Raw genomic sequence first — 23,419 nt, 5'->3', positions numbered from 1 at the left:
CCGACACAAGACCCTAAAGTCGCAAATGAAAGAGGGAGAAGGTTCACAATGTCGAAACTCGATGGAAAAACCGTTGCCATCACCGGCGCAAGCCGCGGGATCGGAGAGGCCACAGCGCGTCTGTTTGCCGCCGAGGGGGCAAATGTCGCCCTGATCGCCCGCAGCCAGCCCGCGATTGCTATCATTGCCGAAGAGATCGGCCCGCGCGCTCTGGCGGTGCCTTGCGATATTTCGGATTACGCGGCTCTGGACGCGGCCATGCAGAGCATCGAGGACCATTTCGGCCCCGTTGATATTCTCATAAACAACGCCGGTGTGATTGATCCGATTGGCGATCTGAAGGCGCTTGACCCCGAGGCGTGGAGCCAACTTATTGATATCAATGTCAAAGGCGTGTTCTACGCCGTGCGGCGCGTGGTGCCGACCATGGTGGCCCGTGGCGGTGGCACGGTGTTGACCATTTCCTCCGGCGCGGCCCATCGCCCTGTCGAGGGGTGGAGCGCCTATTGCACCTCCAAAGCGGGTGCAGCCATGCTGACCGCCATGCTGGACCTTGAAGAACGTGCCAACGGTATCCGCGCGATGGGCCTGTCTCCGGGCACGGTTGCGACCCGAATGCAGCGGGAAATCAAAGCCTCCGGCATCAACGCGGTGAGCCAGCTTGACTGGTCCGACCATGTCCCGCCCGACTGGCCCGCGCAGGCGCTGTTGTGGATGTGCTCGGACGCGGCGGACGCCCATCTCGGAGAGGAATTGCAACTTCGCGACGAGGCGTTCCGGCGCAAGATCGGGGTGGTGGCATGATCCAGATTGACCGCGATGGTGCGCTTTGGGTTGTGACCCTGAACCGGCCCGAAAAGGCCAATTCCCTGACCTCTGACATGCTGTCACAGCTCATCGGGATCGTGGACGAGGCCGCAGATCAGGCGAAGGTCTTTGTGCTGACAGGGGCGGGAAAGGTCTTTTCCGCCGGTGCCGATCTCGACGAAGCCCGCGCCGGTCTTGCGACCTCGCCCTTGTGGGAGGACCTGTCGGGCAAGATCGCCGCTCTGCCCTGCCTGACCATCGCCGCGCTTAATGGTACATTGGCGGGCGGAGCCTTCGGCATGGCGCTGGCTTGTGATCTGCGCCTGTCTGATCCGAATGCGAAGTTCTTCTATCCGGTGATGAAACTCGGATTTCTGCCGCAGCCCTCCGACCCAAAGCGACTGGCCGCACTCATCGGTCCCGCGCGGGCCAAGATGATCCTGATGGCTGGTCAGAAAATCCCCGCAGAGGAGGCTCTGTCTTGGGGGCTGGTGGACCGGCTTGTGCCCGCTTCGGAGATGCAGGATGCCGTGGCCGTCTTGGGCGAGGCCGCAATGGCCGCCGCGCCTGCGCATATCGCGGGCATCAAGGCGCTGGTTAATCCGTGACGCAGCGCGTGGAACACAGTGATGTGCTTGTCGTCGGCGCGGGGCCTGCCGGATTGATGGCGGCGGATGTGTTGTCGGCGGCAGGGCATCATGTGCTTCTGGCGGAGGCGAAACCCTCCCCCGCGCGCAAATTCCTCATGGCGGGGAAATCGGGTCTGAACCTGACGAAAAACGAGGCATTCGAGCCGTTCTTGCACGCCTATGCGCCCGTGCATCCCGTCTTGCAGCAGGCTTTGGAAGACTTCGGCCCGCAAGAGGCGATCGCATGGGCCGAGGCGCTGGGTCAGCAGATGTTTACTGGCTCGTCGGGTCGTGTCTTTCCGAAGGCGATGAAAGCCTCTCCACTCCTGCGTGCATGGCTCGGGCGGCTGGCGGATCAGGGCGTCGATCTGCGCCGCAACTGGCGTATGGAGGCGCTGGGAGAACGGGTGGGATTTGCCACGCCGCAAGGCTCTGTCGAGGTCGCGGTCAAGGTGGTCATTCTCGCGCTTGGCGGGGCGAGTTGGGCCAGATTGGGCTCGAATGGCGCGTGGGTGGAGATGGTGCAGGACTATGTGGAGCTTCGTCCTTTTGCGCCGTCCAATGTTGGCGTGACGCTTGCGTGGAGCAGCCACATGGCGCGGCATTTCGGCCATCCGGTCAAAGGCGTGCATTTGCGCAGCGGGGCTTATGAGAGCCGCGGGGAGTTCGTGATTTCCGAGCGCGGTTTGGAAGGCGGCGGGATTTACAGCGTCACCCGTGGCCTGAGAGGCGGCGCGCCCTTGGTTCTCGATCTGTTGCCGGACTGGTCCTCTGACAAGCTGGAACAGAGACTAACCCAGCGCAAACCCAAGGAAACCCTTACAAAGTTCCTGAAACGCGCCCTGCGCCTGTCGCCGGAAAAGATCGCCTTGCTCATGGAATTCGCAGGACCGCAGCCGGACGATCTGGCCGCATCGCTCAAGGCGCTGGAGATCACGGGGTTGGAGATGCGCCCGATGGACGAGGCCATTTCCACGGCGGGCGGTGTCCGGTTTGAAAGCCTGACGGACAGTCTCGAATCCCGCAAAAAACAGGGGCTGTTCTTTGCGGGCGAGATGCTCGATTGGGACGCGCCGACGGGTGGCTATCTTCTGACCGCCTGTCTGGCCACCGGACGGCGCGCCGCGCAAGGGGCGCTTATGTCTCTCGCATGACCTCGGCGGCAATCTCGTAGGATCTGAGCCGTGCCGTATGGTCGTGGATATTGGCCGCGATGATGATTTCATCCGGCTGGTAGCGCGCGATCAGTGCGGCGAGTTTGTCTTTGACCATCGGTTTCGTGCCCGTGGCGGAGACGGTGAAAATGGCGTCCAGCGCGGGCAGGAATTGCGCGGGAACAACGGTCGAGATGTCCCGCACAGGGCGCGGCAGTTTTCCGGCCTTGCCGGTGCGCAGGTTGGCAAAGGCCTGCATCATCGACGAGCGCAGATAGATCGCGTCGTCTTCGGTGTCGGCGGCAAAGACATTGGTCGCCAGCATGAAGTGCGGCTTGTCGAGATAGGCGGAGGGGCGGAACAGGTCGCGGTAGATTTTGACCGCCTGATCCAGCGCCGCAGGGGCGAAATGCGAGGCGAAAGCATAGGGCAGGCCCAGCATCGCCGCCAGTTCCGCGCCATAGGTCGACGAGCCGAGCATCCAGACCGGCACATGGGTGCCCGTCCCCGGAAAGGCGCGCACGGGGGCGTCTTCGGGCATGTCGCCCAGATAGCCCAGCAACTCTTGCACATCTTGCGGGAAGGTCTCGCCATTGGCGGTGCCGGGCATCAGGTTGCGGCGCAGCGCGCGGGCGGTGGACATATCCGTGCCCGGAGCGCGTCCGAGACCGAGGTCGATGCGGTCGCCATACAATTCGCGCAGAGTGCCAAAGGCTTCGGCCACTTGCAACGGCGCATGGTTGGGCAACATGATCCCGCCCGCGCCGATCCGCATGGTCGAGGTCTGCCCCGCGATATGCCCGATGAGCACCGCCGTGGCGGCAGAGGCAATTCCCGGCATGTTGTGATGTTCGGCAAGCCAGTAGCGGTTAAAGCCCCAGCTTTCGGCATGTTGCGCCAGATCGACGGAATTTTTCAACGCCTGCGCAGTGGTAACACCTTCAGGCACGGGGGCGAGATCAAGTAGGGAATAGGGGATCATGTGCGGCTCCTTTTCTCCCTATCTGGGATGTTTGCGCCGGCGTTCAAACCGCGTTTGCGCTCAGCGCCGGTGCGCTAACATAGCAAGCCGGATGAGCGCGCGTTCCATCACCGCCATGGTCGGGGCTTTCGACGCGGAGCGCAACGTCAGATCCGTGTCGGTCAGAATGCCAAGCGCGGTTTCCAGCTTGTACATGCCCCAGTTCTGCGCCTGTCGCGTCATCCGGTCACGGCGCGGTCCGAAAATCGGCGGACGCGCGCGGGCAATGCCGGAGGCCGCGCCGCCCGGATCGGACGCCGCCGCATGCAAGGTCCGGAAATGCCGCATGGTAAAGATCGACAGCGCGACCGGATCAATCCCTTGCCCCGCGATCTTGAGCATCAAAGGCCCCAACTCGTTGGCACGCCCCTCGGCGACCGTGTTGAGCACATCATCCACCTCGGCCTCTGTCGTGGCGGGGGCGCAGTTCAGCACATCCTCGCTCGACACCGGCGTCTGGTCTCCGATCTTGTAGAGCGCCAGCTTTTCAAGCGTTTGCCGGAAATCTCCCGGATCAATCGTGCGCGAGAGCGCCTCGATATCCGTCATGGCATCGCGCGACACATCCTTGATCCCCGCTTTCGCAAGGGTCGCTTCGATTTCCGCGCGGGAGGGCGGGTCGGCATAGATCGCAATGGCATAGGCGCTGGGATGGCCCTCAAAGAGCTTGCGCAGCTTGGAACTGGCCTTGAGGCTGCCCGCCGTGATCACGATCTGCGCATCACCTTCGCGCCAGTCGAACAAGGCATCCTTGGTCACATCCGTGATCTGGTCGGTGGCATCCTCGACAAAGACGACGCGGGCACCGGGAAAGAACCCCTGCGCCTTGAGCGCGTCCATCAAAAGCGCCTTGTCCTTGCGCAATTCCGCGCCGGACATGCGGGTAAGGCGCATTTCCTCTTCGCCCTGTTTGCCGATCAGCCCCTCGATAATCTCCTGACGCCGGATCGCGATTCGCATGGCATCCGGCCCGTAGAGCAGGACACCCGCCTTGCCCTTGTCGGGCTTGGCGAAATAGGACAGCGCGTCGCGGGCGGAGAGTTTCATGAGGGCAGCTCGACCGTGGCGATGATCTCGCTCACCATCTGGTCGGCCAGAATCGTCATCAGCCGCTCATAGGCATCGCGCGTGGCGGTCAGCGTGTCGACCGAATTCCCCGTCGCCGAGTAAGAGGTGAAATTCGAGGTGCTGCTGTCAAGAAGCGTCCGGCCCGTGGCAATGTCGCTCAGGGTGAACTTGACCGTCCCTGTGATGTGATAGCGGTTGATGTCGCCATCACGGGTCAGCCCGATGTCGTTCTCTTCCGTTGTGATGTCATAGGTCAGACGATAGAGCGGCGTCTCTGTCGGGCCGAACTGGTCAATCAGCCGGTTGCTGAGATTGTAGCTTTGGCGTCCCTTCGGGGCGGCGATGTCCACCTTGCCCCGCAAGGCCGCACCTGTGCCCCCCGGCCCGTAAGCCGGGGTAAAGCCGCAGCCCGCGAGGGCTACGAGCGAGATCAGAACTGTTCTGCGATCAAATGACGACATTGACGATGCGGCCCGGTACAACGATGAGTTTCTTCGGCGACCCGCCATCGAGCGCCTTTTTCACAGCATCGTTTTCCAGCACCAGCTTTTCAACCTCTTCTTTCGGCATATCCTTCGGAACAGAGATTTCATCGCGGCGTTTGCCGTTGATCTGGATCGGAAGTGTGACTGTGTCTTCAACCAGCATGGCCTCATCCGGCACCGGCCATGGCGCTTGCGCAATCAGACCTTCGCCGCCCAGCATGGACCACATTTCTTCCGCGAGGTGCGGGGTCATGGGGGACATGAGTTGGGCCAGTGTCTTGAGCGCAAAGCGTTTGGCTTCGCGTCCGGCCTTGGATTTCGCGATGGTGTTGGTGAAGCCATAGAGTTTCGCGATAGAGGCGTTAAAGCCGAAGCTCTCGATGCCCTGAGTGACTTCGAGCATGGCTTTATGCGTGGCGCGCAGCAACTCTTCGTCGCCTTTTCCGCTTTCCGGCGCGTTGTCCAGCTCTGCTGCCAGTCGCCAGACACGGCCAAGGTGTTTGCTTGCCGCTTCGGCCCCGGATGCGGTCCATTCCACGTCGCGCTCGGGCGGGCTGTCGGAGAGCACGAACCAGCGTGCGGTGTCGGCCCCGAACTGTTTGATGATCTCGACCGGATCAACCACGTTGTTCTTGGATTTGGACATCTTGGCGGAGGGCACAATCTCCACCAAATCGCTCTCTTGAAGCTTGCCCTCCATGTGTGCTTGCGCAAGTCTCGCAGCAGCTTCTGCTGTGTCGCCAAGGTTTTCGCGTAAAACAGCATGTTTTTTACCGCTGTTGTCGGTGAATTCAATTACCTCTTCGGGGTAGTGATAGACGGGACGACCGTCCTCGCCCTTGGTCTGGTAGATCGCGTGGGTCACCATGCCTTGCGTGAACAGCGCATTGAACGGTTCGCGGGATTTATCCGGCAGATGCCCTGTCTCATTCATCGCGCGGGCGAAGAAGCGGGAATAGAGCAGGTGCAAAATCGCATGTTCGATGCCGCCGATATACTGGTCGACGTTCATCCAGTAGTCCGCATCCTCTTTCACCGTCGGCGTGGTCGCACGGGGCGAGGTGAAACGGGCATAATACCACGAACTGTCCACGAATGTGTCCATCGTGTCCGTCTCGCGCAGGGCCGCGCCGCCGCATTTCGGGCAGGTCGTGTTGCGCCATGTCGGGTGACGGTCGAGCGGGTTGCCGGGGATGGAGAAATCAATCGGTTTGCCATCTTCGTCGAAGGGCAGTTCGATCGGCAGGTTCTCTTTCTTCTCCGGCACCACGCCGCAGCTTTCGCAATGCACCACGGGGATCGGACAGCCCCAGTAGCGTTGCCGTGACAGGCCCCAGTCGCGCAGGCGGTATTTCGTGACGCCGTGGCCGACGCCGTTCTTTTCGCAGAAATCAACCGCGCTGTTCACCGCCTCTTCGCCGGTCTGGACCTCGTCGCCTGCAAAGCCGCGAAGGTATTTCACCTTTTCGGATTTGAGCGGGACAAAGGCTTCGCTTTCGTCCAACTCGCCCTCGACGGGGGCAAAAACATAGTTGATCGGCAGGCCGTATTTGGTCGCGAAGTCGAAGTCGCGCTGGTCATGCGCCGGACAGCCGAAAATCGCGCCGGTGCCGTAATCCATCAGGATGAAATTGGCGATATAGACCGGCAGTTCCCAAGAGGTGTCAAACGGGTGGCGCACGGTCAGGCCGGTGTTCAGCCCCAGCTTTTCGGCTTTTTCAATCGCTTCTTCCGTGGTGCCGCCCTTGCGACATTCCTCGCAGAAGGCCGCGATCTCGGGGTTTTGCTCGGCCAGTTCCTTGGCCAGCGGATGGTCCGCCGAAATCCCAACAAAGGACGCGCCCATCAGCGTGTCGGGGCGGGTCGTGTAGACCTCGATCCGGTCTGTGTGGGCGGTCGGTTCGGTCACGGAAAAGGCGAATTGCAAGCCGCGCGACTTGCCGATCCAGTTCTTCTGCATCGTCTTGACCTTGTCCGGCCAGTCGTCCAGCCCGTCAATCGCGCTCAGAAGGTCTTCGGAATAGTCGGAAATCTTGAAGAACCACTGGGTCAACTCCTTGCGCTCCACCGGTGCACCGGAGCGCCAGCCGCAGCCGTCAATCACCTGCTCGTTGGCAAGAACCGTCATATCCACCGGATCCCAGTTCACCGTGGCGTTCTTGCGGTAGACCAGACCCTTGTCCAGCATGTCGATGAACATGGACTGTTGCTGGCCGTAATACTCCGGATCACAGGTCGCAAACATCCGCGTCCAGTCGATCGACAGGCCCAGAGGCTTCATCTGGTCAACCATCGTGTCGATGTTGTTGTAGGTCCATGTCTTCGGATGACCGCCCGAGGCCATCGCCGCATTCTCCGCAGGCATCCCGAAGGCGTCAAAGCCCATCGGATGCAAGACGTTGAAACCGGTCGAAGACTTGTACCGCGCCACAACATCGCCCATCGTGTAGTTGCGCACATGCCCGATGTGTATGCGCCCCGACGGGTAGGGGAACATCTCCAAGACATAATACTTCGGCTTGCTCTCGTCCCGCTGGGCGAGGAACACATCCGCCTCATTCCAGGCGGTCTGCCATTTCGGTTCGATCTCGCTGGGCGCGTAGCGGCTCATGGTCACATCCTTAATCTCAGACAAACGCCGGGCATCCTGGGCCCGGCGTGGTCATAAATCCTTGGCTCTCCGGGGTCCAGAGGCCTTGTTGACTTCGCAACTTTACTTGCCCGACCGCAACTGCCGCGCGCGGGTCAAAATCGCATCTTCCACGGCATGAACCGTCTCGTCGCTCACCGCACCGCCGCGCGTGTAAAGCGACACGTTCAACGTGCGCGCATCCAGCGCCGGATCGGTCACATGAATCACCGCACGATAGGCGCGACCGCCACCCGGAGGCGTGCCGTATCCGGTGATGATCACACCCGTGAACGGATCGGCCTCCTGCACAGGCAGGAAGGACAACACATCCAGCGCCGCATTCCAGATATATTTGTTCACCTGAACCGTGTCGGACACAGATCCGCGCCCGCCACCGAAAATCGTGCGCCGCTTGGACTGTTCAATCACGATGGTCTCGCCATTGGGAATCTCGACAACCTGACCCGTGGTCTTGGTGTCCACGGTCTCTACCGTGCCATCCGTGGTGACAACCGTCTCCTTCTTGCCGCCGGAAAACGGCAGGGAACCGGTGCTGTCCCCGATAGAGCCGACGCTGTCAAAAGCGCCACAGCCTGTGAGCGTGAAACCGGCAATCAGCGCAGAGGCCAAAACATAGGGTGGGCGAAACATCAAAGGCTCCCTTTCAAGATATCGCCGCAACCGTATCGCCCAAGCGCAAAAGGGACAAGGCCCGAAAATGCCTCAAGGCAAAAGGCCCCTCACAAAAGGAAAGGGCCGCTCCGAAGAGCGGCCCTAAAAGAATTTCAATTCCGTCAGGAATTAGAATTCGAAGGACAGAGCCAGCGTAGCGCCGTAGTTCAGCTCGTAACCGTTAACACCGGTGTCGATGTCGTCAAGGTCGCCGGACTCGTCGTAGTTGGTCGCATCAGCGTAGGACGCGAGGAAGGATGCGCCGCCGCCGAGGTCGTATTCAGCTACGATGTAGGATGCGAAGTCGTTGTCGTCGGTGTCGTCACCGTCGATGTAACCGGCAGTCACAACGAGACCCATGCCGAAGTCGTATGCGCCTTCAACAGCGTATTCTTCTTCGCCGAGGATTTCTTCGTAGTAAGCAGCAACCGTGATCGGGCCGTCAGCATAGTCCACGGAGACGCCGTAAGCGTCGTCTTCGGTTACACCGGTAGCGGAGTCGAAGTCATAGGAGACGTAGTAAGCGCCGAGCGTGACCGGACCAACCGGATAGGACACGTCGAGACCGAAACCTGTGACATCATCGGTGTCCATGTAGGAGAAGCCGAAGTCAGCACCAGCGAAAGCTGCGCCGAGGGAGAGGACAGTCATGTTTTCGTCGTCAGCGACGAGGTTAACAGCGTCTTCTGCATAGAGCAGGCCAGCGTTGAACATGCCGAAGTCATAGGCGAGAGCCAATTGACCGTATTCGATGTCACCGTTGGATTTGTCGACTGCGGTGTAAATGCCACCAGCTTCGGTGAACTCGTCAATCACGATACCGGACGCAGCAGCGGAGAAGTCGCCATAAGTTGCGGTCAGCAAGATGCCAGCAGTCGCGCCGTCATCACCTTCGCCGTCACCGGTGGTGTCGTAGATTTCTTCGAAATCGTCAGCGGCGTCTGCCGGTGCGAAAAGGTCGTTGTCGTACAGAGCGGAAACGCCGGAGAAGGAGGCGTAAGCTGTGTCAACGTCACCGAAGGACAGGCCGAACATGTCGTTGGAGATGGACAGAACCCAGTCGGAAGTGTCCACGTCGCCCATGGAGAACGTGTCGTCAGCGGAAGACTCGAGGTCAACGTCGAGGGACGCAGATGCGGTCCAGCCGTTGTTCAGCTCTTGGGAGAGGTTCACGTAGAGGCCGGCATCGTAGTAGAAGCCATCTTCGACGTCATCGTTGTAACCGATTTCGGCGTCGCCGGACCAAGTTACTTCTGCGGAAGCGGCGCCTGCGAGCAGGGCGATCGCTGCGGAAGAAAGAAGGATGTTTTTCATTTTGTTCCCTCGTGGAATTGTATGAATATCAGACATGCCGGCTTACCCGACACCTGAGCATTCAAATGCGCCGAGAAGCGTTTTGGGTCAAGAAAAGGCGGCGGTCCGTGGAAAGCGCGTTTGAAAATGATGCAACTTGGTCACACACCTGTTGCATGACGTGCAGCCTGCATTCTAAGAACCCCTATGAATAAAGGGGCAGGTCGTGCCTGTATGATCCTGCACAGGATTTTGGCAAAATGCGATCTGGTGTCTGGATATGGCGGTTTTGCCGCGCATGAGCGTGTGGATGAGCGTGTGTAAGGCAGGAATCGCAGAAGTTTTAAGGAGGCCGGAATGGGGCTTGCAGAGATCAGGGAACGGATTGCGGCGGAGGTCGAGCGGGTCGGACGTGCGCCCGACAGTGTGCAGTTGATTGCTGTGTCCAAGGTGCAGCCGAACGAACGGGTCGCGGCGGTGCTGGACGCGGGGCAGCGGGTCTTTGGCGAGAACAAGGTTCAGGAAGCGGCGGGCAAGTGGCCTGCGTTCAAGGAACAGTATGACGGTGTCGAGTTGCATCTCATCGGCCCCTTGCAGACCAATAAGGCGCGTCAGGCGATGGAGCTTTTCGATGTGATTCATACGGTGGACCGTCCGAAGCTGGCCAAGACCATTGCGCGGCTGGCGGGGGAGTTGGGTCATTGTCCGCGTCTGTTTGTTCAGGTGAACACCGGCGAGGAGCCGCAAAAGGCGGGTGTTCTGCCTGCGGATGCGGATGGCTTTATACAGGAGTGTCGGGATCTGGGTCTTGAGATCGAGGGTTTGATGTGTATTCCGCCCGCTGATGAGGAGCCGTCCTTGCATTTCGCTTTGCTCAAAAAGATCGCGGCGCGCAACGGGATCGAAGGTCTGTCTATGGGTATGTCGGGGGATTTCGAGACCGCGATTGCGCAAGGCGCGACACATGTGCGGGTCGGCTCCGCGATCTTTGGCGCGCGGGACTATGGCTGAGGCGGGCTGAGTCTGGTCGGGCTTTCGGGCCGGATTCGGGCGCCGGATTTCGGTGTGGCTTTCTGTCTGATTCTGCCTGATCCGGTCTAATTTCCAGTCTAATTTTCCAGTCTAATAATGTGCCCGACGTAAGTCCGACACATATCCGACGGGATGCAGACCGCGTTTTAGCGGATGATCAGCCGTGTTTTCGGCGTGACCCGTTCCGCGATCCAGCGCAGGTGATCGGCTCGGAACGCGACGCATCCTTCGGTCGGGTGACGCGGTTTGCGCCAGCGGTGGACGAAGATGGCGGAGCCTTTTCCGGGGGTGGCATCAGGCCAGTTCCAGTCGGTGATCAGCACCAGATCATAGAGCCTGTCGGCGCGGCGCATCCGCTCGTGACTGGCCTTGATCGGGGCGCGTGTGAGGTGGTTGTAGGCGGGGTGGTCGGTCGCGTCGCACCACAGGTCACGCGGGCCTATCTTGTTGCCTTGTAAGGAAAAAATACGGTCGGCGCGGTAGTAGAGTGCGGGGAGTGTGAGGCTGGCGCGCGGGCTGGCCCCGTCGCCTTCGCGCTTGGTATCGGTGATCCCGCCCTTGCCGATGGAGCAGGGAAGCCGCCGCCCCATAAACCGCGCGCCCCAGCGTGTGACGACGATGTCTGTGGGCGAGAACGGGCGGGTCATAGCAGGTGCCCCGACTTGCGCGCCTTGGTGGCGAGATAGGCTTCGTTATAGCGGTTTTCCCCGACCTTGAGCGGCACGCGTTCTGTCACCATGACCCCCTGATCCTCCATCCGCGCAATTTTTTTCGGATTATTCGTCATCAACCGCACCCCCCAAAACCCCATCTCCTTGAGAATCGCAGCGCCGATGCGGAAGTCCCGCTCGTCGTCCTCAAAGCCCAGACGGTGATTGGCCTCGACCGTATCAAACCCTTGATCCTGAAGGGAATAAGCCCGCATTTTGTTCGCGTGTCCGATGCCGCGGCCTTCCTGATTCAGATACAGGAGGATGCCCTCTCCCTCCTCGCCCATCTGCGCAAGCGCGGCGTTGAGTTGGGGACCGCAATCGCATTTCATCGAGCCGAAAATATCGCCGGTGAAACAGGCGGAATGCAGGCGTGCGAGCACGGGTTTGCTGCGATCCGGACGGCCGACTTCGACGACATAATGCTCTTCGCCGCCATCATCGGGCCGAAACACATGCACGCGGGATTTTTCCGCGGCCAGCAAGGGCACGCGTGCGTGGATCATATCATGCAGCGGTGCGAGATCGGCCATGAGCGGCAGGGCGGGTTCGACGGGCAGGAGCGTCAGCCCGTGCGTGGCCGCCAGTTCATAGGCATTGTCGATCCCGACCATCACAGCGGCGGGCAAAAGGCGCGCGGATTTCGCCAGTGCAATCGCTGCACGGGCGCATTGTGCCTTGCCGCCGCGCAGGGATTGAAACGGGCCTTTCATCGGGTGGGTCAGGTCATCTGCGGGGTTGGCCACCGCTTCGATCCAGTCCACATCCACGTTATCCGGCAGGATGAGCCGGGCCAGGTCGCCATCATAGGCTCGCGCAGACAGGGTCTCGGCCCGCCGTGCGGTGATCGCCATGAAAGCCTCGCCAAGCCCGCGCAGATCGTCAAGCCGCGCGGCAGACAGGTCTTCGGCGGCAATCGCGAGCGCCGCCCCGCTGTCGGAACGCAGAACAACGGGCATACCCATCCGCAAATCGGAGCGGGCGCGGGCGATGAGTTCGGAAAGGCTGGGGGCGAGGCTCATAAGCGGGTCCGTGGTTTGATCTGGCTTCCCATGTAGCGATCTTTGTCACAAAGTGAAACATTTCCGGTCGTTTTCACACGCTTGCGTGAGACGATTGTTGCAAATCTTGTTTTGGACCGCCTGTGCGCGCACATCACGTTCAATGCACAAACAAAGGAGGTCAGTGTGATGGCCACTCTCAAAAAAATCCTGCTCGTGGATGATGACGACGATCTGCGTGAGGCGCTGAGCGAGCAATTGGTGATGACCGAAGATTTCGACGTGTTCGAAGCGGACAGCGGCGCAAGCGGCATGGAAAAGACCAAGGAAGGTCATTACGACCTCATCATGCTGGACGTGGGCCTGCCGGACACGGACGGGCGCGAGCTTTGCAAACGGATGCGCAAATCGGGTGTGAAAGCGCCGATTTTGATGCTCACTGGCCATGACACAGACGCGGATACGATCCTCGGGCTTGATAGTGGTGCGAATGATTATGTGACCAAACCGTTCAAATTTCCGGTGCTTCTGGCGCGTATCCGTGCGCAGTTGCGGACCCACGAGCAATCCGAAGCGGCCGTTTTCCAGCTTGGACCGTATACGTTCAAACCGGCGCAAAAGATGCTGGTCACGGAAGATGACAAGAAAATCCGCCTGACCGAAAAAGAGACCAATATCCTCAAGTTCCTCTATCGTGCGACAGATGGCGTGGTGCCGCGGGATGTGCTTTTGCACGAGGTCTGGGGCTATAACGCAGGAGTGACGACGCACACGCTTGAAACCCATATCTACCGCCTGCGTCAGAAGATCGAGCCCGATCCCTCGAACGCGCGGCTTCTGGTGACCGAAGCGGGCGGGTATCGTCTGGCCTCCTGACGTGCCAATCGAAAAAAATCACTTGTGCGGGAACTTTCCTGCGCCTGCACGAGTTAGTCCCGTGAAGACCCCGCGCACATCGGGGTGATAATGTGCAGTCCCTCGTTCCACGACTTATGCCCGGCCTTTGTGTCGGGCATTTTTTTGCGCTCAGCCCTGCGGCTTTCGGGTGGAGTCATCCGGTCCATAGGGATAGGGTTTGACGAAATTGCATCTGAGGACCGGATATGCCCTTTACCCTTGCCACATGGAACATCAACTCCGTGCGCCTGCGCGAACCGATCGTGCTCAAACTTCTCGAAGAAGAAGCTCCCGATGTGCTGTGCCTTCAGGAATGTAAGTCGCCGGTCGACAAAATCCCGATGGAGGGCTTCAGGGCGCTGGGCTACACCCACATGGTTGCGCGGGGTCAAAAGGGTTATAACGGCGTTGCTATCCTGTCGAAAATTCCGATGGTGGAAGCAGGGGCCGAGGATTACGCCTCCTTGGGCCACGCGCGCCACATCGCCGGAAAACTTGAGAACGGCGTTACGATCCACAATTTCTATGTGCCTGCGGGTGGCGACAAGCCGGACCGCGAGATCAACGAAAAGTTCGGCCAGAAGCTCGACTATCTGACCGAGATGCGTGATGCGTTCCACGCCGAAAAACCGGAAAAATCTATTCTCGTGGGCGATCTCAACATCGCGCCGCGTGAGGACGATGTCTGGAATCACAAGCAGCTTTTGAAAATCGTGTCGCATACGCCTGTTGAGGTTGAGCATCTCGCGCAGACGCAGGAGGCTGGCAACTGGGTCGACATCACTCGACAGGATATTCCCGAGGGCCAGCTCTATAGCTGGTGGTCCTATCGTGCGCGGGACTGGGATGCTGCGGACAAGGGGCGTCGTCTTGATCACGTCTGGGCAACGCCGGACATATCCAACGCCGGACATTCGAGCCGCGTCCTGCGCGATGCGCGCGGCTGGGAAAAACCCTCCGACCATGCGCCGGTCTTCGCCACCTTCGACCTTTAAAACCGATGCCGGAAGGCGCATATAAGGGCCAAACAGATACAAAGGAGAACCGATATGGATCTCGGACAATCTACCGGCGCCGCTCATGGCGCGTATGTGAAAGATGTTTCCGAAGCCGATTTCATGGCGGAGGTGATTGAAGCCTCGCAAGAAACACCTGTGATCGTTGACTTCTGGGCCCCTTGGTGCGGCCCGTGCAAACAGCTTGGACCGGCACTTGAGGCGGAGGTCAATGCCGCTGGTGGCGCTGTGAAAATGGCCAAGGTCAATGTCGACGAAAACCAGATGATCGCGGGCCAGATGCGCGTGCAATCCATCCCGACGGTCTATGCCTTTTTCAAAGGTCAGCCGGTGGACGGGTTCCAAGGCGCGTTGCCGCCGTCGCAGATCAAGGAATTTGTGGCCAAGGTTGTGGCGCTCAATGTCGACGAAAGCCTGAGCGACGCGGTTGCGGCTGCGGACGAAATGTTCGAGGCGGGCGAGATCGAGGATGCGGCACAAACCTATGCGGCGATCCTCGAAGAAGACGACAAGCTCGCGGGGGCCTATGCCGGTCTGGCCAAATGCCATCTTGCCAAAGGCGAGGTCGAAGAGGCCGAAGCCCTGATCAATGGTATAGCGGCGGAGATTTCCTCCGATGCGGCGATTGAAGCCGTGCATGCCCAGATCGCTTTGGCGAAAGAGGCGGCGAATGCCGGTCCCGTGGCAGAACTGGCTGCGAAGGTCGAGGCCGACCCGTCCGATATGCAGGCGCGTCTTGATCTGGCTGTGGCGCAACACGCAGATGGACAGATCGAAGCTGCAGTTGAAACGCTTCTGGCGGCGTTCAAGCAGGATCGCGACTGGAATGACGGGGCGATCAAGGAGCAACTGTTCAAAATCTTCGACAGTCTCAAGCCCAATGATCCGATTGCCCTGACCGGCCGGCGCAAACTTTCTTCCATGTTGTTTGCCTGATCGTGTTTGCGGTCTAGTTTAAGGCAATGTTGACTTCTGCAAGCCTTCCAGAGACGATCCCTGTCTTTCCGCTGCCCGGTGCGCTTTTGCTGCCTCGGGCGCGGTTGCCGCTGCATATTTTCGAACCCCGCTATTTGCAGATGGTCGAAGATTGCATGAAAACCCCTACGCGCCTGATTGGTATGGTGCAGCCGCGCAGCGGGGCAGGGGAGGGCAAACTGAATTCGATCGGATGTGCGGGACGCCTGACCGCTTTCTCCGAAACCGAAGACGGGCGCTATATGGTCACCCTCTCCGGCGTGTCGCGGTTCCGGCTTATGTCCGAGGAAACCGGTTTCTCTCCCTACCGGAAATTCACGGTGAACTGGGCTGATTTCTCCCAAGATCTCGGCGCGGCAGAGGCCGATCCGGGGCTGGATCGCGCCGCTTTCATGAGCCTCTTGAAACGCTATTTTTGCGAGGAGGAATTGCAAACCGACTGGGGAAGCCTCGGTCAGGCGGATGACGAGCTGCTGATCAATTCCCTGTCGATGCTGTGTCCTTTCGGGCCAGAGGACAAACAGGCGCTTTTGGAAGCGCCATCTCTTTCCACCCGACGAGAAACTCTGGTAACGCTTATGGAATTCGCCCTCCATGGCGGCTCCAGCGAGGATATGATGTGATGAGCAATGACGTAACGCCCGAAACAACAGAACAGGCTTTTGACCGCCGGATGCTGGAGGCACTGGTCTGCCCGCAGACCCATGCGGTTCTCAAATATGACCCCGAGGCGCAAGAACTGATCTCGAAAACGGCGGGTCTTGCCTATCCGATCCGGAACGGTATTCCGATTATGCTGGTCTCGGAAGCGCGTCAACTGGAGGGCTGATCCTCCGGATGCTCTTGTGACACGCGCCTCTTGCACGCGCTTCTCTCCGGCGTTTCCTTTGTGCCGCCAAATACTCAGGCTCTCAAAGTGCGATTCCGCGCAATAGCTTGGGCACATCGCCATTGACGCCAGCGGCCTCACGGATGGCTGCGCGGCGCAGTCCTGTGACCGAATTGACCACGCCCATCCCGAGGTCCCGTGCGAGGCGGAGGATCGGGTTGTCGTTTGAAAACAGCTTGTTGAAACTGTCCGTCATCAGAGCCATCGTGGCCACGTCAAACCGCCGCCATTGTGCGTAGCGTTCCAGAACATCCTCGCGCCCGATGTCTTCGCCACGGCGGTGCGCCTCCACCAGAACCTCGGTCAGCGCCCCGACATCCTTGAGCCCGGCATTGAGACCCTGTCCTGAAATCGGGTGCATCCCGTGCGCGGCATCGCCGACCAGCGCCACGCGCGGCGCGGTAAAGCTGTTCGCAAGCGTGATGTTCAAAGGGTAGGTGAACCGTTTGCCGACGAGGGAAATCTCGCCCAGAAAATCCCCGAAGCGAGGGCGCAAGACAGCGAGGTAATCCTCGTCGGTCAGCGCCTGAATGTCGGCTGCCATCTTGTCCTTTTCGGTCCAGACAATAGAGCTTTGATTGCCCGGCAGCGGAAGGATTGCCAAAGGGCCCGACGGGAGGAAATATTGATGGGCGCAGCCCTCGTGGGGTCGCTCGTGCTGGATCGCGCAGACCAGCGCCGTCTGGCCATAGCCCCAGCCGGTGCGCTTGATGCCTGCGCGTTCGGCGGTGCCCGATTTGCGCCCGTCACAGCCGACGATCAGTTTGCCGTTGATCTTCGCGCCCGTGTCCAAGGTCACGCTGGCGCCATGCAAATCAACCTCTTGCGCTGTAACCAGTCCTTCAACCTGTGTGATGCGGGGCTGCGCATCCAGTGAGTCGAGAATAGCCTGACGCAGGAACCGGTCTTCAACCATGTAGCCCATCGGACTTTCGTCGATCTCGCCATCACGAAACTCCAGCATGAAGGGGGCAGGACCTTCGCCCGGTTTGCCGTCCGTGACTTTCACGTCGAGAATGGGTTGGGCCATCTTGCTCACCCGCTCCCAAAGCCCGATCGCTTTGAGCAGCTTTTGTGACCCCAGCGAGAGCGCATAGCCGCGCCCGTCGAACTGGTCATTCATGCGCGCGGCCTTGGGGAGGCTGTCGATCAGCGTCACAGTCAATCCGGCATTGGCCGCAGCAAGCGCCAGCGCAGGTCCGTTCAGCCCGCCGCCGACAATGATGAGATCACTTGGCTTTGTCTTGGATGAGGTCATGATTGTCTCCTTGCCGCAAATATGACGCGCCGTGCGGGTTTGTCCATGCGATGTAGCGCCGCGAGAGCGCTTCGTGAAACCCTAAATCACAGATTTGCCGAAAGCACAGCGCAAGGTCTTGATGTAGTGCAGGTTTTGCAATCAATTTGTATTTCAAGTTGACCGCGAATGGCTTTAGGTTGCCGCAAGGACATATAAAAGGGCGAGATGATGGTCGATTATACGAAGATGAGCATGTGCGATTTGGGGCGGGCCATCGGATCGGGCGATATTGACCCGCGCGACGTGGCGGCGGCCTTTCTGGACGCGGCGAAAGCGCATCCTTTTTCCGACCGTATCTATGCCCGCTTCATGGAAACGCGCGCAATGGCCGAGGCACAGGCCGCGTATGAACGGGCGCAAAGCGGTGTGCGTCGCGGGCTTTTGGACGGGGTACCTGTGTCTTGGAAAGACCTGTTTGATACGGCGGGCGTGGCGACGGAAGCGGGCTCCGCGCTTCTCAAAGACCGCATCCCGACGCGGGACGCCGAAGTGCTGCGCCGCGCTTCGAATGCCGGTCTGGTCGCTTTGGGCAAGACCCATATGTCGGAACTGGCCTTTTCCGGTCTCGGGCTCAATCCGGTGACGGCCACCACGCCTTGCGTGAATGATACTGATGCTGTGTCGGGTGGCTCGTCTTCCGGCGCGGCCGGATCGGTCGCCTTCGGTCTGGCCCCCGGTGCTGTCGGCTCCGATACGGGCGGTTCCGTGCGCATCCCTTCGGCGTGGAATGACCTTGTGGGGCTCAAGACCACGTCCGGTCGTATCCCTCTTGATGGCGTTGTGCCCTTGGCGGCGGGGTTTGATACGGTGGGGCCATTGGTCAAAACGGTGGAAGATGCCGCTGAGATGTTCGCCATTCTCGACGGGTCTCCGGCCCCCGATCTCAAAGGCGCATCGCTTGAGGGGAAGCGCCTTCTGGTGCTGGAAAATGTTGTTTTCGACGATATTCGTGACGCCCCGCTGGATGCGTTTGAAGCGGCGGTTGAAAAGCTGCGTGCCGCGGGGGCAGAGATCACCCGCGCGCCGGTCGAGGCCGTGACGGAGGCGATGGACCTGTCCGGCATCCTGTTCACCACGGAGGCCTATGCCGAGTGGCGCGACCGGATCGAGGCCAATCCCGATGTCATGTATCCCCGTATTCTGGAACGATTCCGCGCAGGGGGCAGTTTTAACGGGGCGGATTTCGTGGCCGGTTGGAAGAAACTCGCCCGTCTGCGCGATGACTATCTCAAGGCCACCGCCGGATATGATGCGGTGATCCTGCCCACGGCTCCGATCCTGCCGCCGGATGCAGAGCGGTTGATGACGGATGCGGATTATTATGTGACGGAGAACCTTCTGGCGTTGCGTAACACCCGTGTCGGCAACCTGATGGGACTGGCGGCGTTGACGCTTCCTACGGGTATTCCGTCTTGTGGTATCCTGTTCCAGACGCCTCCCATGAGCGAGGCGCGGTTGTTGCGGCTGGGTGCTGCGGCAGAAAAGGCGCTGGCCTAAAAGTCACAGCTTTTCCACAGGGACGCCTGTCAAGGGCGTCTTTCTCTGGACCAAAGGCTGCGCTCTCGTTATCTTGGCCTCAAACACCCGGGCAAAAAGATCCGGAAAAACAGAGGCAGTAGCAGTTTCATGACGTTTCCTGAGCGGTTTTCCAACCTGCCGGAATATGCGTTTCCGCGTTTGCGGAATCTTCTCGACGCGCATGCTCCGGGTGGTGAAGTGACGCATATGACCATTGGCGAGCCGCGTCATGCGATGCCGCCTTTCGTGGGAGATGTGCTGGCGGAGAATCTCTCCGGCTTTGCAAAATACCCGAACAACAATGGCACGGACGACCTTTTGTCTGCGATTGCGGGCTGGCTTGACCGGCGCTTTGGCGTTTCTGTGGCGCCCGCGGCCGACATTATGGCGTTGAACGGTACGCGCGAGGGGCTGATGAACGCCTGTATTGCGCTGTGCCCTGAACACAAGAATGGCAAACAGCCCGTCGTTCTGACGCCCAACCCGTTTTATCAGGTTTATGCGGTCGCAGCCGTGACTGTGGGAGCCGAGCCTGTCTTTGTGCCGGCCACGCGGGAAACCGGTTTCCTGCCGGATTACGCCGGTTTGCCTGCCGAAACCCTGGATCGCACGAGTATCGCCTATATTTGTTCGCCGTCAAATCCGCAGGGGGCCATTGCGTCGCGTGCCTATCTGCGCGATCTGATTGCGTTGGCCGAGAAGCATGATTTCAAAGTCTTTTCGGATGAATGTTATTCGGAAATCTACCGCGACGAGGCGCCTGTGAGCGCTTTGGAAGTTGCGCGCGACATGGGGGCTGATCCCGAACGTGTGGTGATTTTCCATTCCCTGTCGAAACGCTCCAACCTGCCGGGGTTGCGCTCCGGCTTTGTGGCGTCCGGTCCCGAAAATATAAGTCATATCCGCCGCCTGCGCGCCTATTCCGGCGCACCGCTTCCGACACCAATTCAGGCCGTGTCGGCGCGGGTCTGGGCCGATGAGGATCACGTTATCGCCTCGCGCAAACTCTATGCCGAGAAATTCGATATGGCAGACGAGGTGTTTTCCGGCATTCAGGGTGCCGAGGCGCCGCAGGCCGGATTTTTCCTCTGGCTGCCCGTCAATGACGGTGAAGAAGCTGCGATGAAGCTCTGGACAGAAACTGGCGTTCGGGTGTTGCCCGGCGCGTATCTGTCGCGGGACGTGGACGGGGACAACCCCGGCAAGCATTACATCCGGGTCGCACTTGTGGCCCCAAAAGAAGAAACACAGCGCGGGCTTATCCGGCTTCGCGACTGTTTGTACGGTTAAGGTAAGAGGCAGTCATGGCATCCTATCAGGCGCGTGGTCGCGATCCGCTTTTCGACAGAAACACGCAGGCGCTTTTGGAGCGACGCGGCAAAGAGCTTATCGGCCTTGGGCTTTTGGGGCTGGGGTTTCTGATTGCGCTGATGCTGGGCTCATATGTGCCCGAGGATCCGAGCTGGCTGTCTGCCACCGAAGCTCCGGTGCACAATATTCTGGGGCGCTTGGGGGCTTCTGTCGCTTCACCGCTGATGATTATTGTCGGTGTGGCCTCCTGGGGATTTGTGCTGGGCTTTGTGGCTTGGGGGCTGCGCTTCGTGCTGCATCGCGGTGAAGAACGCGCTCTTTCGCGGGCCGTGTTCGTGCCCATCGCCATTGCCGTGGCCGCGATTTATGCCTCTACCCATGCCTCGACCGCACCTCAGAGCTTCGGCGGGTTGTTTGGCGACACTGTGCTTGCGGCGCTCATCCAGATTTTGCCCTTCGGCGCGGCGTTCAGCCTGAAAGCCCTCGCGTTCCTTGCCTTTTTCGGGACCGTGGCGCTGGGCCTCTTTGCGCTTGGTGTCACGATGGTGGAATTGCGTCTGGCGGGGCGGTTCCTGCTTGTTGGCATGGTGTCTCTCTATGCTCTGGTCCTGCACCTGCTTGGACGGGGCGCGCGCACATCTGTCTCCGTGGGGCAGCAGGTCGCGCGGAGTGCTGCGGCCCGCCGCGAGGAACGGCGTGCTGAACGTCAGATGCTTGCAGAACAACAGGCTGCTTTCGAGGCGCAAATGGCGCAACCGGAGCCGCGCGCGACCCATCGTGTCATTCGCGCGGAACAGCCGCTTGTCGAAAGCGATCCGGTGCAACCCGAACTGAAACCGTCGATCCTTGCCAAAGTGCCGAGCCTTTTGAAACGCAATGCGTCCGAGGATTTGGAGCCCGAATTGATCGAGCCTGATCTGGCGCCGGATGTGAAAACAGAACCCGGACAGGATGATCGCATCCGCTCGAAAATCTCCTCGGCCATCAGCGCGCGGGCGCGTGCTGTGCCGCGCGGGGCGGTTGTGGGAAATTCGCGTGTCGAGCCTCCGCTGACGGCGGCGCAAAAAGCCGCTGCCAAATATCGCAAGGGGCCGGCTCCGATTGTCTTTGATCCGTCTGTGAGTGCCGATCACCCCACAGCTTCTGCCGCACCTGCGCCTGAGGCCGAGATGCATGTCGCGTCTGCCTCGGAAGGGTATGAGCCGCAGAGCTTCGGCTATGAACCGGGCCCTGTCGAATACGATGCCATGTCCTTCCATGAGGTGCCTGTTGCCGAAGAGGCGCTGGAAACACCGGAATATGTGGCTCCGCAGCCTGTGCGCTACGAGCCTTCCGCGCCCGCCGTGCCGGAGCCGAAACGCGTGGTTCAGCACCCTGTGCGCAAACCGGTTGCCCCGAGCAAACAGGCGCAGGCCGAGGCGCAGCCGACGTTGAAATTCGACCCGAAAGAAGCCGAATATGAGACGCCGCCCCTGTCCCTATTGGAAAATCCGGTCAATATTCCGCGTCACACCCTGTCTGACGAGGCGCTGGAAGAAAACGCGCGGATGCTCGAAAGCGTTCTGGATGATTATGGCGTCAAGGGCGAGATCGTTTCCGTGCGCCCCGGTCCTGTTGTGACGATGTATGAGCTGGAACCCGCGCCGGGTCTCAAAGCCTCACGGGTGATCGGTCTGGCCGATGACATCGCGCGTTCCATGTCGGCGCTGTCCGCGCGGGTTTCTACCGTGCCGGGACGTTCCGTGATCGGGATTGAATTGCCGAACGATCATCGTGAAATGGTGTCCTTCCGCGAAATTCTTTCGACCCGTGACTATGGCGATGGCAAGCTGTCCTTGCCGCTGGCGCTCGGGAAAGACATTGGCGGCGATCCGGTTGTCACCAACCTCGCGAAAATGCCCCACCTCCTGATCGCAGGGACCACCGGTTCCGGTAAATCCGTGGCGATCAACACGATGATCCTGTCGCTGCTCTACCGTCTGACGCCGGATGAGTGCCGCCTGATCATGATTGACCCGAAGATGTTGGAGCTTTCCGTTTATGACGGCATCCCGCATCTCTTGTCTCCGGTTGTGACCGACCCGAAAAAAGCGGTTGTGGCGCTCAAATGGGTCGTGGCGGAGATGGAAGACCGCTATCGCAAGATGTCCAAAATGGGCGTGCGCAACATCGACGGTTATAACGGTCGCGTGAAAGAGGCGCTGTCCAAAGGCGAGCTGTTCTCGCGCACCGTGCAGACGGGGTTTGACGACGAGACCGGTGATCCGATTTTCGAGACCGAGGAATTTCAACCGGAAACCCTACCTTATATCGTTGTGATCGTGGACGAGATGGCCGACCTCATGATGGTGGCCGGCAAGGAAATCGAAGCCTGCATCCAGCGTCTGGCGCAGATGGCTCGGGCCTCGGGTATCCACCTTATCATGGCAACGCAGCGGCCTTCGGTCGATGTCATCACCGGGACGATCAAAGCCAACTTCCCGACGCGGATTTCCTTCCAGGTGACCTCCAAAATCGACAGCCGCACCATTCTGGGCGAGCAGGGGGCGGAGCAGCTTCTGGGCATGGGTGACATGCTCTACATGGCTGGCGGCGGACGTATCCAGCGCTGCCATGCGCCATTTGTCTCGGATGAGGAAGTCGAAAAGGTGGTCTCCTATCTCAAGGCTTACGGTCCGCCCGATTATGTCGGCGGCGTGGTCGAGGGGCCGGAAGACGAAAAAGCGGCAAGTATCGACGCTGTTCTGGGCCTCAATACCGGTGGCAACACAGGCGGCGAGGATGCGCTTTACGATCAGGCCGTGGCCATCGTGATCAAGGACCGCAAATGCTCCACCTCCTATATCCAGCGCAAACTGGCGATCGGCTACAACAAGGCCGCACGTCTGGTGGAGCAGATGGAGGATGAAGGCGTCGTGTCCTCGGCCAATCATGTGGGCAAACGTGAAATTCTGGTGCCGGAGCAATAGGACTTCACGCAGTTTTCGCTCTCTTGTGAGAATAAGAGAT

Annotated in this window: 21 protein-coding genes; 12 read left to right on the top strand and 9 right to left on the bottom strand. The window is 59.9% G+C overall.

Going from position 1 to position 23,419, the window contains the following annotated elements; all coding sequences use genetic code 11:
* Positions 1-48: 48 nt before the first annotated feature.
* From KO492_RS10370 to KO492_RS10360, 3 genes are read left to right on the top strand one after another with little or no spacing between them, the layout of a single operon-like run.
* On the top strand, positions 49-804 hold the full coding sequence (locus KO492_RS10370) for an SDR family oxidoreductase (protein WP_216044879.1): 756 nt from the start codon (positions 49-51) through the stop codon (positions 802-804).
* Positions 801-1,415 (top strand): enoyl-CoA hydratase/isomerase family protein, encoded by a 615-nt coding sequence (locus KO492_RS10365; RefSeq protein WP_216044878.1) that lies wholly within the window; start codon positions 801-803, stop codon positions 1,413-1,415. Before KO492_RS10370 ends, KO492_RS10365 begins: the two co-directional genes overlap by 4 nt.
* The gene (locus tag KO492_RS10360) at positions 1,412-2,590 is read left to right on the top strand and encodes a TIGR03862 family flavoprotein (protein ID WP_303578328.1); all 1,179 of its coding nucleotides are present in this window, start codon (positions 1,412-1,414) and stop codon (positions 2,588-2,590) included. The genes KO492_RS10365 and KO492_RS10360 overlap by 4 nt, the downstream gene beginning before the upstream one ends.
* Here KO492_RS10360 and KO492_RS10355 read toward each other — a convergent pair.
* The 6 genes from KO492_RS10355 to KO492_RS10330 form a co-directional block, all read right to left on the bottom strand.
* Complete coding sequence (locus KO492_RS10355) at positions 2,574-3,569, bottom strand: LLM class flavin-dependent oxidoreductase (protein WP_216044927.1); 996 nt, start codon at positions 3,567-3,569, stop codon at positions 2,574-2,576. The two genes, KO492_RS10360 and KO492_RS10355, sit on opposite strands and share 17 nt — an antisense overlap.
* 63 nt (positions 3,570-3,632) lie before the next feature.
* Positions 3,633-4,658: a DNA polymerase III subunit delta gene (gene holA / locus KO492_RS10350; RefSeq protein ID WP_066604223.1), complete on the bottom strand. Its 1,026-nt coding sequence runs from the start codon at positions 4,656-4,658 to the stop codon at positions 3,633-3,635.
* Positions 4,655-5,140, bottom strand: coding sequence for an LPS assembly lipoprotein LptE (gene lptE / locus KO492_RS10345; protein WP_216044877.1), 486 nt, complete (start codon positions 5,138-5,140; stop codon positions 4,655-4,657). The genes holA and lptE overlap by 4 nt, the downstream gene beginning before the upstream one ends.
* The gene (leuS, locus tag KO492_RS10340; protein ID WP_216044876.1) at positions 5,127-7,775 is read right to left on the bottom strand and encodes a leucine--tRNA ligase; all 2,649 of its coding nucleotides are present in this window, start codon (positions 7,773-7,775) and stop codon (positions 5,127-5,129) included. The genes lptE and leuS overlap by 14 nt, the downstream gene beginning before the upstream one ends.
* A 102-nt stretch (positions 7,776-7,877) precedes the next feature.
* Positions 7,878-8,447 (bottom strand): DUF3576 domain-containing protein, encoded by a 570-nt coding sequence (locus tag KO492_RS10335; RefSeq protein ID WP_216044875.1) that lies wholly within the window; start codon positions 8,445-8,447, stop codon positions 7,878-7,880.
* Between the two features lie 150 nt (positions 8,448-8,597).
* Positions 8,598-9,782 (bottom strand): porin, encoded by a 1,185-nt coding sequence (locus tag KO492_RS10330; RefSeq protein WP_216044874.1) that lies wholly within the window; start codon positions 9,780-9,782, stop codon positions 8,598-8,600.
* Positions 9,783-10,118: 336 nt separating this feature from the next.
* Between KO492_RS10330 and KO492_RS10325 the strand changes: the two genes are divergently transcribed.
* A complete protein-coding gene (locus KO492_RS10325; RefSeq protein ID WP_216044873.1) occupies positions 10,119-10,772 on the top strand; it encodes a YggS family pyridoxal phosphate-dependent enzyme in 654 nt (217 codons plus the stop codon).
* A 167-nt stretch (positions 10,773-10,939) separates the two neighbouring features.
* Here KO492_RS10325 and KO492_RS10320 read toward each other — a convergent pair whose 3' ends face one another.
* Together KO492_RS10320 and ribA are read right to left on the bottom strand one after the other, a co-directional pair.
* Positions 10,940-11,440: a L,D-transpeptidase family protein gene (locus KO492_RS10320; RefSeq protein WP_216044872.1), complete on the bottom strand. Its 501-nt coding sequence runs from the start codon at positions 11,438-11,440 to the stop codon at positions 10,940-10,942.
* Complete coding sequence (gene ribA / locus KO492_RS10315) at positions 11,437-12,525, bottom strand: GTP cyclohydrolase II (protein ID WP_216044871.1); 1,089 nt, start codon at positions 12,523-12,525, stop codon at positions 11,437-11,439. The genes KO492_RS10320 and ribA overlap by 4 nt, the downstream gene beginning before the upstream one ends.
* A 168-nt stretch (positions 12,526-12,693) precedes the next feature.
* Between ribA and KO492_RS10310 the strand changes: the two genes are divergently transcribed.
* The 5 genes from KO492_RS10310 to KO492_RS10290 all read left to right on the top strand — a co-directional run bounded on the left by KO492_RS10310 (position 12,694) and on the right by KO492_RS10290 (position 16,221).
* Positions 12,694-13,380: a response regulator transcription factor gene (locus KO492_RS10310; RefSeq protein ID WP_066604248.1), complete on the top strand. Its 687-nt coding sequence runs from the start codon at positions 12,694-12,696 to the stop codon at positions 13,378-13,380.
* 227 nt (positions 13,381-13,607) lie between these two features.
* A complete protein-coding gene (locus tag KO492_RS10305; RefSeq protein WP_066604251.1) occupies positions 13,608-14,396 on the top strand; it encodes an exodeoxyribonuclease III in 789 nt (262 codons plus the stop codon).
* 54 nt (positions 14,397-14,450) lie between these two features.
* Positions 14,451-15,353, top strand: coding sequence for a thioredoxin family protein (locus KO492_RS10300; protein WP_216044870.1), 903 nt, complete (start codon positions 14,451-14,453; stop codon positions 15,351-15,353).
* Positions 15,354-15,379: 26 nt separating this feature from the next.
* Positions 15,380-16,015, top strand: a complete 636-nt coding sequence (locus KO492_RS10295) for an LON peptidase substrate-binding domain-containing protein (protein WP_216044869.1) — start codon at positions 15,380-15,382, stop codon at positions 16,013-16,015.
* Entirely contained in the window at positions 16,015-16,221 is a 207-nt protein-coding gene (locus KO492_RS10290; protein WP_216044868.1) for a Trm112 family protein, read from the top strand. Before KO492_RS10295 ends, KO492_RS10290 begins: the two co-directional genes overlap by 1 nt.
* An 82-nt stretch (positions 16,222-16,303) precedes the next feature.
* On the opposite strand, the gene KO492_RS10285 is transcribed toward KO492_RS10290, so the two are convergent.
* A complete protein-coding gene (locus KO492_RS10285; RefSeq protein ID WP_216044867.1) occupies positions 16,304-17,539 on the bottom strand; it encodes an FAD-dependent monooxygenase in 1,236 nt (411 codons plus the stop codon).
* A gap of 210 nt (positions 17,540-17,749) precedes the next feature.
* Between KO492_RS10285 and KO492_RS10280 the strand changes: the two genes are divergently transcribed.
* From KO492_RS10280 to KO492_RS10270, 3 genes are all read left to right on the top strand, one after another.
* Positions 17,750-19,078 (top strand): amidase, encoded by a 1,329-nt coding sequence (locus KO492_RS10280; RefSeq protein ID WP_216044866.1) that lies wholly within the window; start codon positions 17,750-17,752, stop codon positions 19,076-19,078.
* A 129-nt stretch (positions 19,079-19,207) separates the two neighbouring features.
* Entirely contained in the window at positions 19,208-20,389 is a 1,182-nt protein-coding gene (locus KO492_RS10275; RefSeq protein ID WP_216044865.1) for an aminotransferase class I/II-fold pyridoxal phosphate-dependent enzyme, read from the top strand.
* A 14-nt stretch (positions 20,390-20,403) separates the two neighbouring features.
* Positions 20,404-23,379, top strand: a complete 2,976-nt coding sequence (locus KO492_RS10270; protein WP_216044864.1) for a DNA translocase FtsK — start codon at positions 20,404-20,406, stop codon at positions 23,377-23,379.
* Positions 23,380-23,419 lie beyond the last annotated feature (40 nt).

It is taken from the genome of Celeribacter halophilus, from assembly GCF_018860305.1.
GTDB classification, from domain to species: domain Bacteria; phylum Pseudomonadota; class Alphaproteobacteria; order Rhodobacterales; family Rhodobacteraceae; genus Celeribacter; species Celeribacter halophilus_A.
Note: the sequence above shows the minus strand (reverse complement) of the source record. Positions and strands in the feature narration are given on the sequence as shown.

What these genes read in the sequence shown, in the direction of transcription:
- KO492_RS10295 (WP_216044869.1), top strand. Translation starts at nt 15,380, where the DNA reads ATGTTGACTTCTGCAAGCCTTCCAGAGACGATCCCTGTCTTTCCGCTG.
- holA (WP_066604223.1), bottom strand. Translation starts at nt 4,658, where the DNA reads ATGAAACTCTCCGCCCGCGACGCGCTGTCCTATTTCGCCAAGCCCGAC.
- leuS (WP_216044876.1), bottom strand. Translation starts at nt 7,775, where the DNA reads ATGAGCCGCTACGCGCCCAGCGAGATCGAACCGAAATGGCAGACCGCC.
- KO492_RS10300 (WP_216044870.1), top strand. Translation starts at nt 14,451, where the DNA reads ATGGATCTCGGACAATCTACCGGCGCCGCTCATGGCGCGTATGTGAAA.
- KO492_RS10285 (WP_216044867.1), bottom strand. Translation starts at nt 17,539, where the DNA reads ATGACCTCATCCAAGACAAAGCCAAGTGATCTCATCATTGTCGGCGGC.
- KO492_RS10320 (WP_216044872.1), bottom strand. Translation starts at nt 11,440, where the DNA reads ATGACCCGCCCGTTCTCGCCCACAGACATCGTCGTCACACGCTGGGGC.
- KO492_RS10330 (WP_216044874.1), bottom strand. Translation starts at nt 9,782, where the DNA reads ATGAAAAACATCCTTCTTTCTTCCGCAGCGATCGCCCTGCTCGCAGGC.
- ribA (WP_216044871.1), bottom strand. Translation starts at nt 12,525, where the DNA reads ATGAGCCTCGCCCCCAGCCTTTCCGAACTCATCGCCCGCGCCCGCTCC.
- KO492_RS10365 (WP_216044878.1), top strand. Translation starts at nt 801, where the DNA reads ATGATCCAGATTGACCGCGATGGTGCGCTTTGGGTTGTGACCCTGAAC.
- KO492_RS10305 (WP_066604251.1), top strand. Translation starts at nt 13,608, where the DNA reads ATGCCCTTTACCCTTGCCACATGGAACATCAACTCCGTGCGCCTGCGC.
- KO492_RS10270 (WP_216044864.1), top strand. Translation starts at nt 20,404, where the DNA reads ATGGCATCCTATCAGGCGCGTGGTCGCGATCCGCTTTTCGACAGAAAC.
- KO492_RS10370 (WP_216044879.1), top strand. Translation starts at nt 49, where the DNA reads ATGTCGAAACTCGATGGAAAAACCGTTGCCATCACCGGCGCAAGCCGC.
- KO492_RS10275 (WP_216044865.1), top strand. Translation starts at nt 19,208, where the DNA reads ATGACGTTTCCTGAGCGGTTTTCCAACCTGCCGGAATATGCGTTTCCG.
- KO492_RS10335 (WP_216044875.1), bottom strand. Translation starts at nt 8,447, where the DNA reads ATGTTTCGCCCACCCTATGTTTTGGCCTCTGCGCTGATTGCCGGTTTC.
- KO492_RS10325 (WP_216044873.1), top strand. Translation starts at nt 10,119, where the DNA reads ATGGGGCTTGCAGAGATCAGGGAACGGATTGCGGCGGAGGTCGAGCGG.
- KO492_RS10310 (WP_066604248.1), top strand. Translation starts at nt 12,694, where the DNA reads ATGGCCACTCTCAAAAAAATCCTGCTCGTGGATGATGACGACGATCTG.
- KO492_RS10280 (WP_216044866.1), top strand. Translation starts at nt 17,750, where the DNA reads ATGGTCGATTATACGAAGATGAGCATGTGCGATTTGGGGCGGGCCATC.
- lptE (WP_216044877.1), bottom strand. Translation starts at nt 5,140, where the DNA reads ATGTCGTCATTTGATCGCAGAACAGTTCTGATCTCGCTCGTAGCCCTC.
- KO492_RS10290 (WP_216044868.1), top strand. Translation starts at nt 16,015, where the DNA reads ATGAGCAATGACGTAACGCCCGAAACAACAGAACAGGCTTTTGACCGC.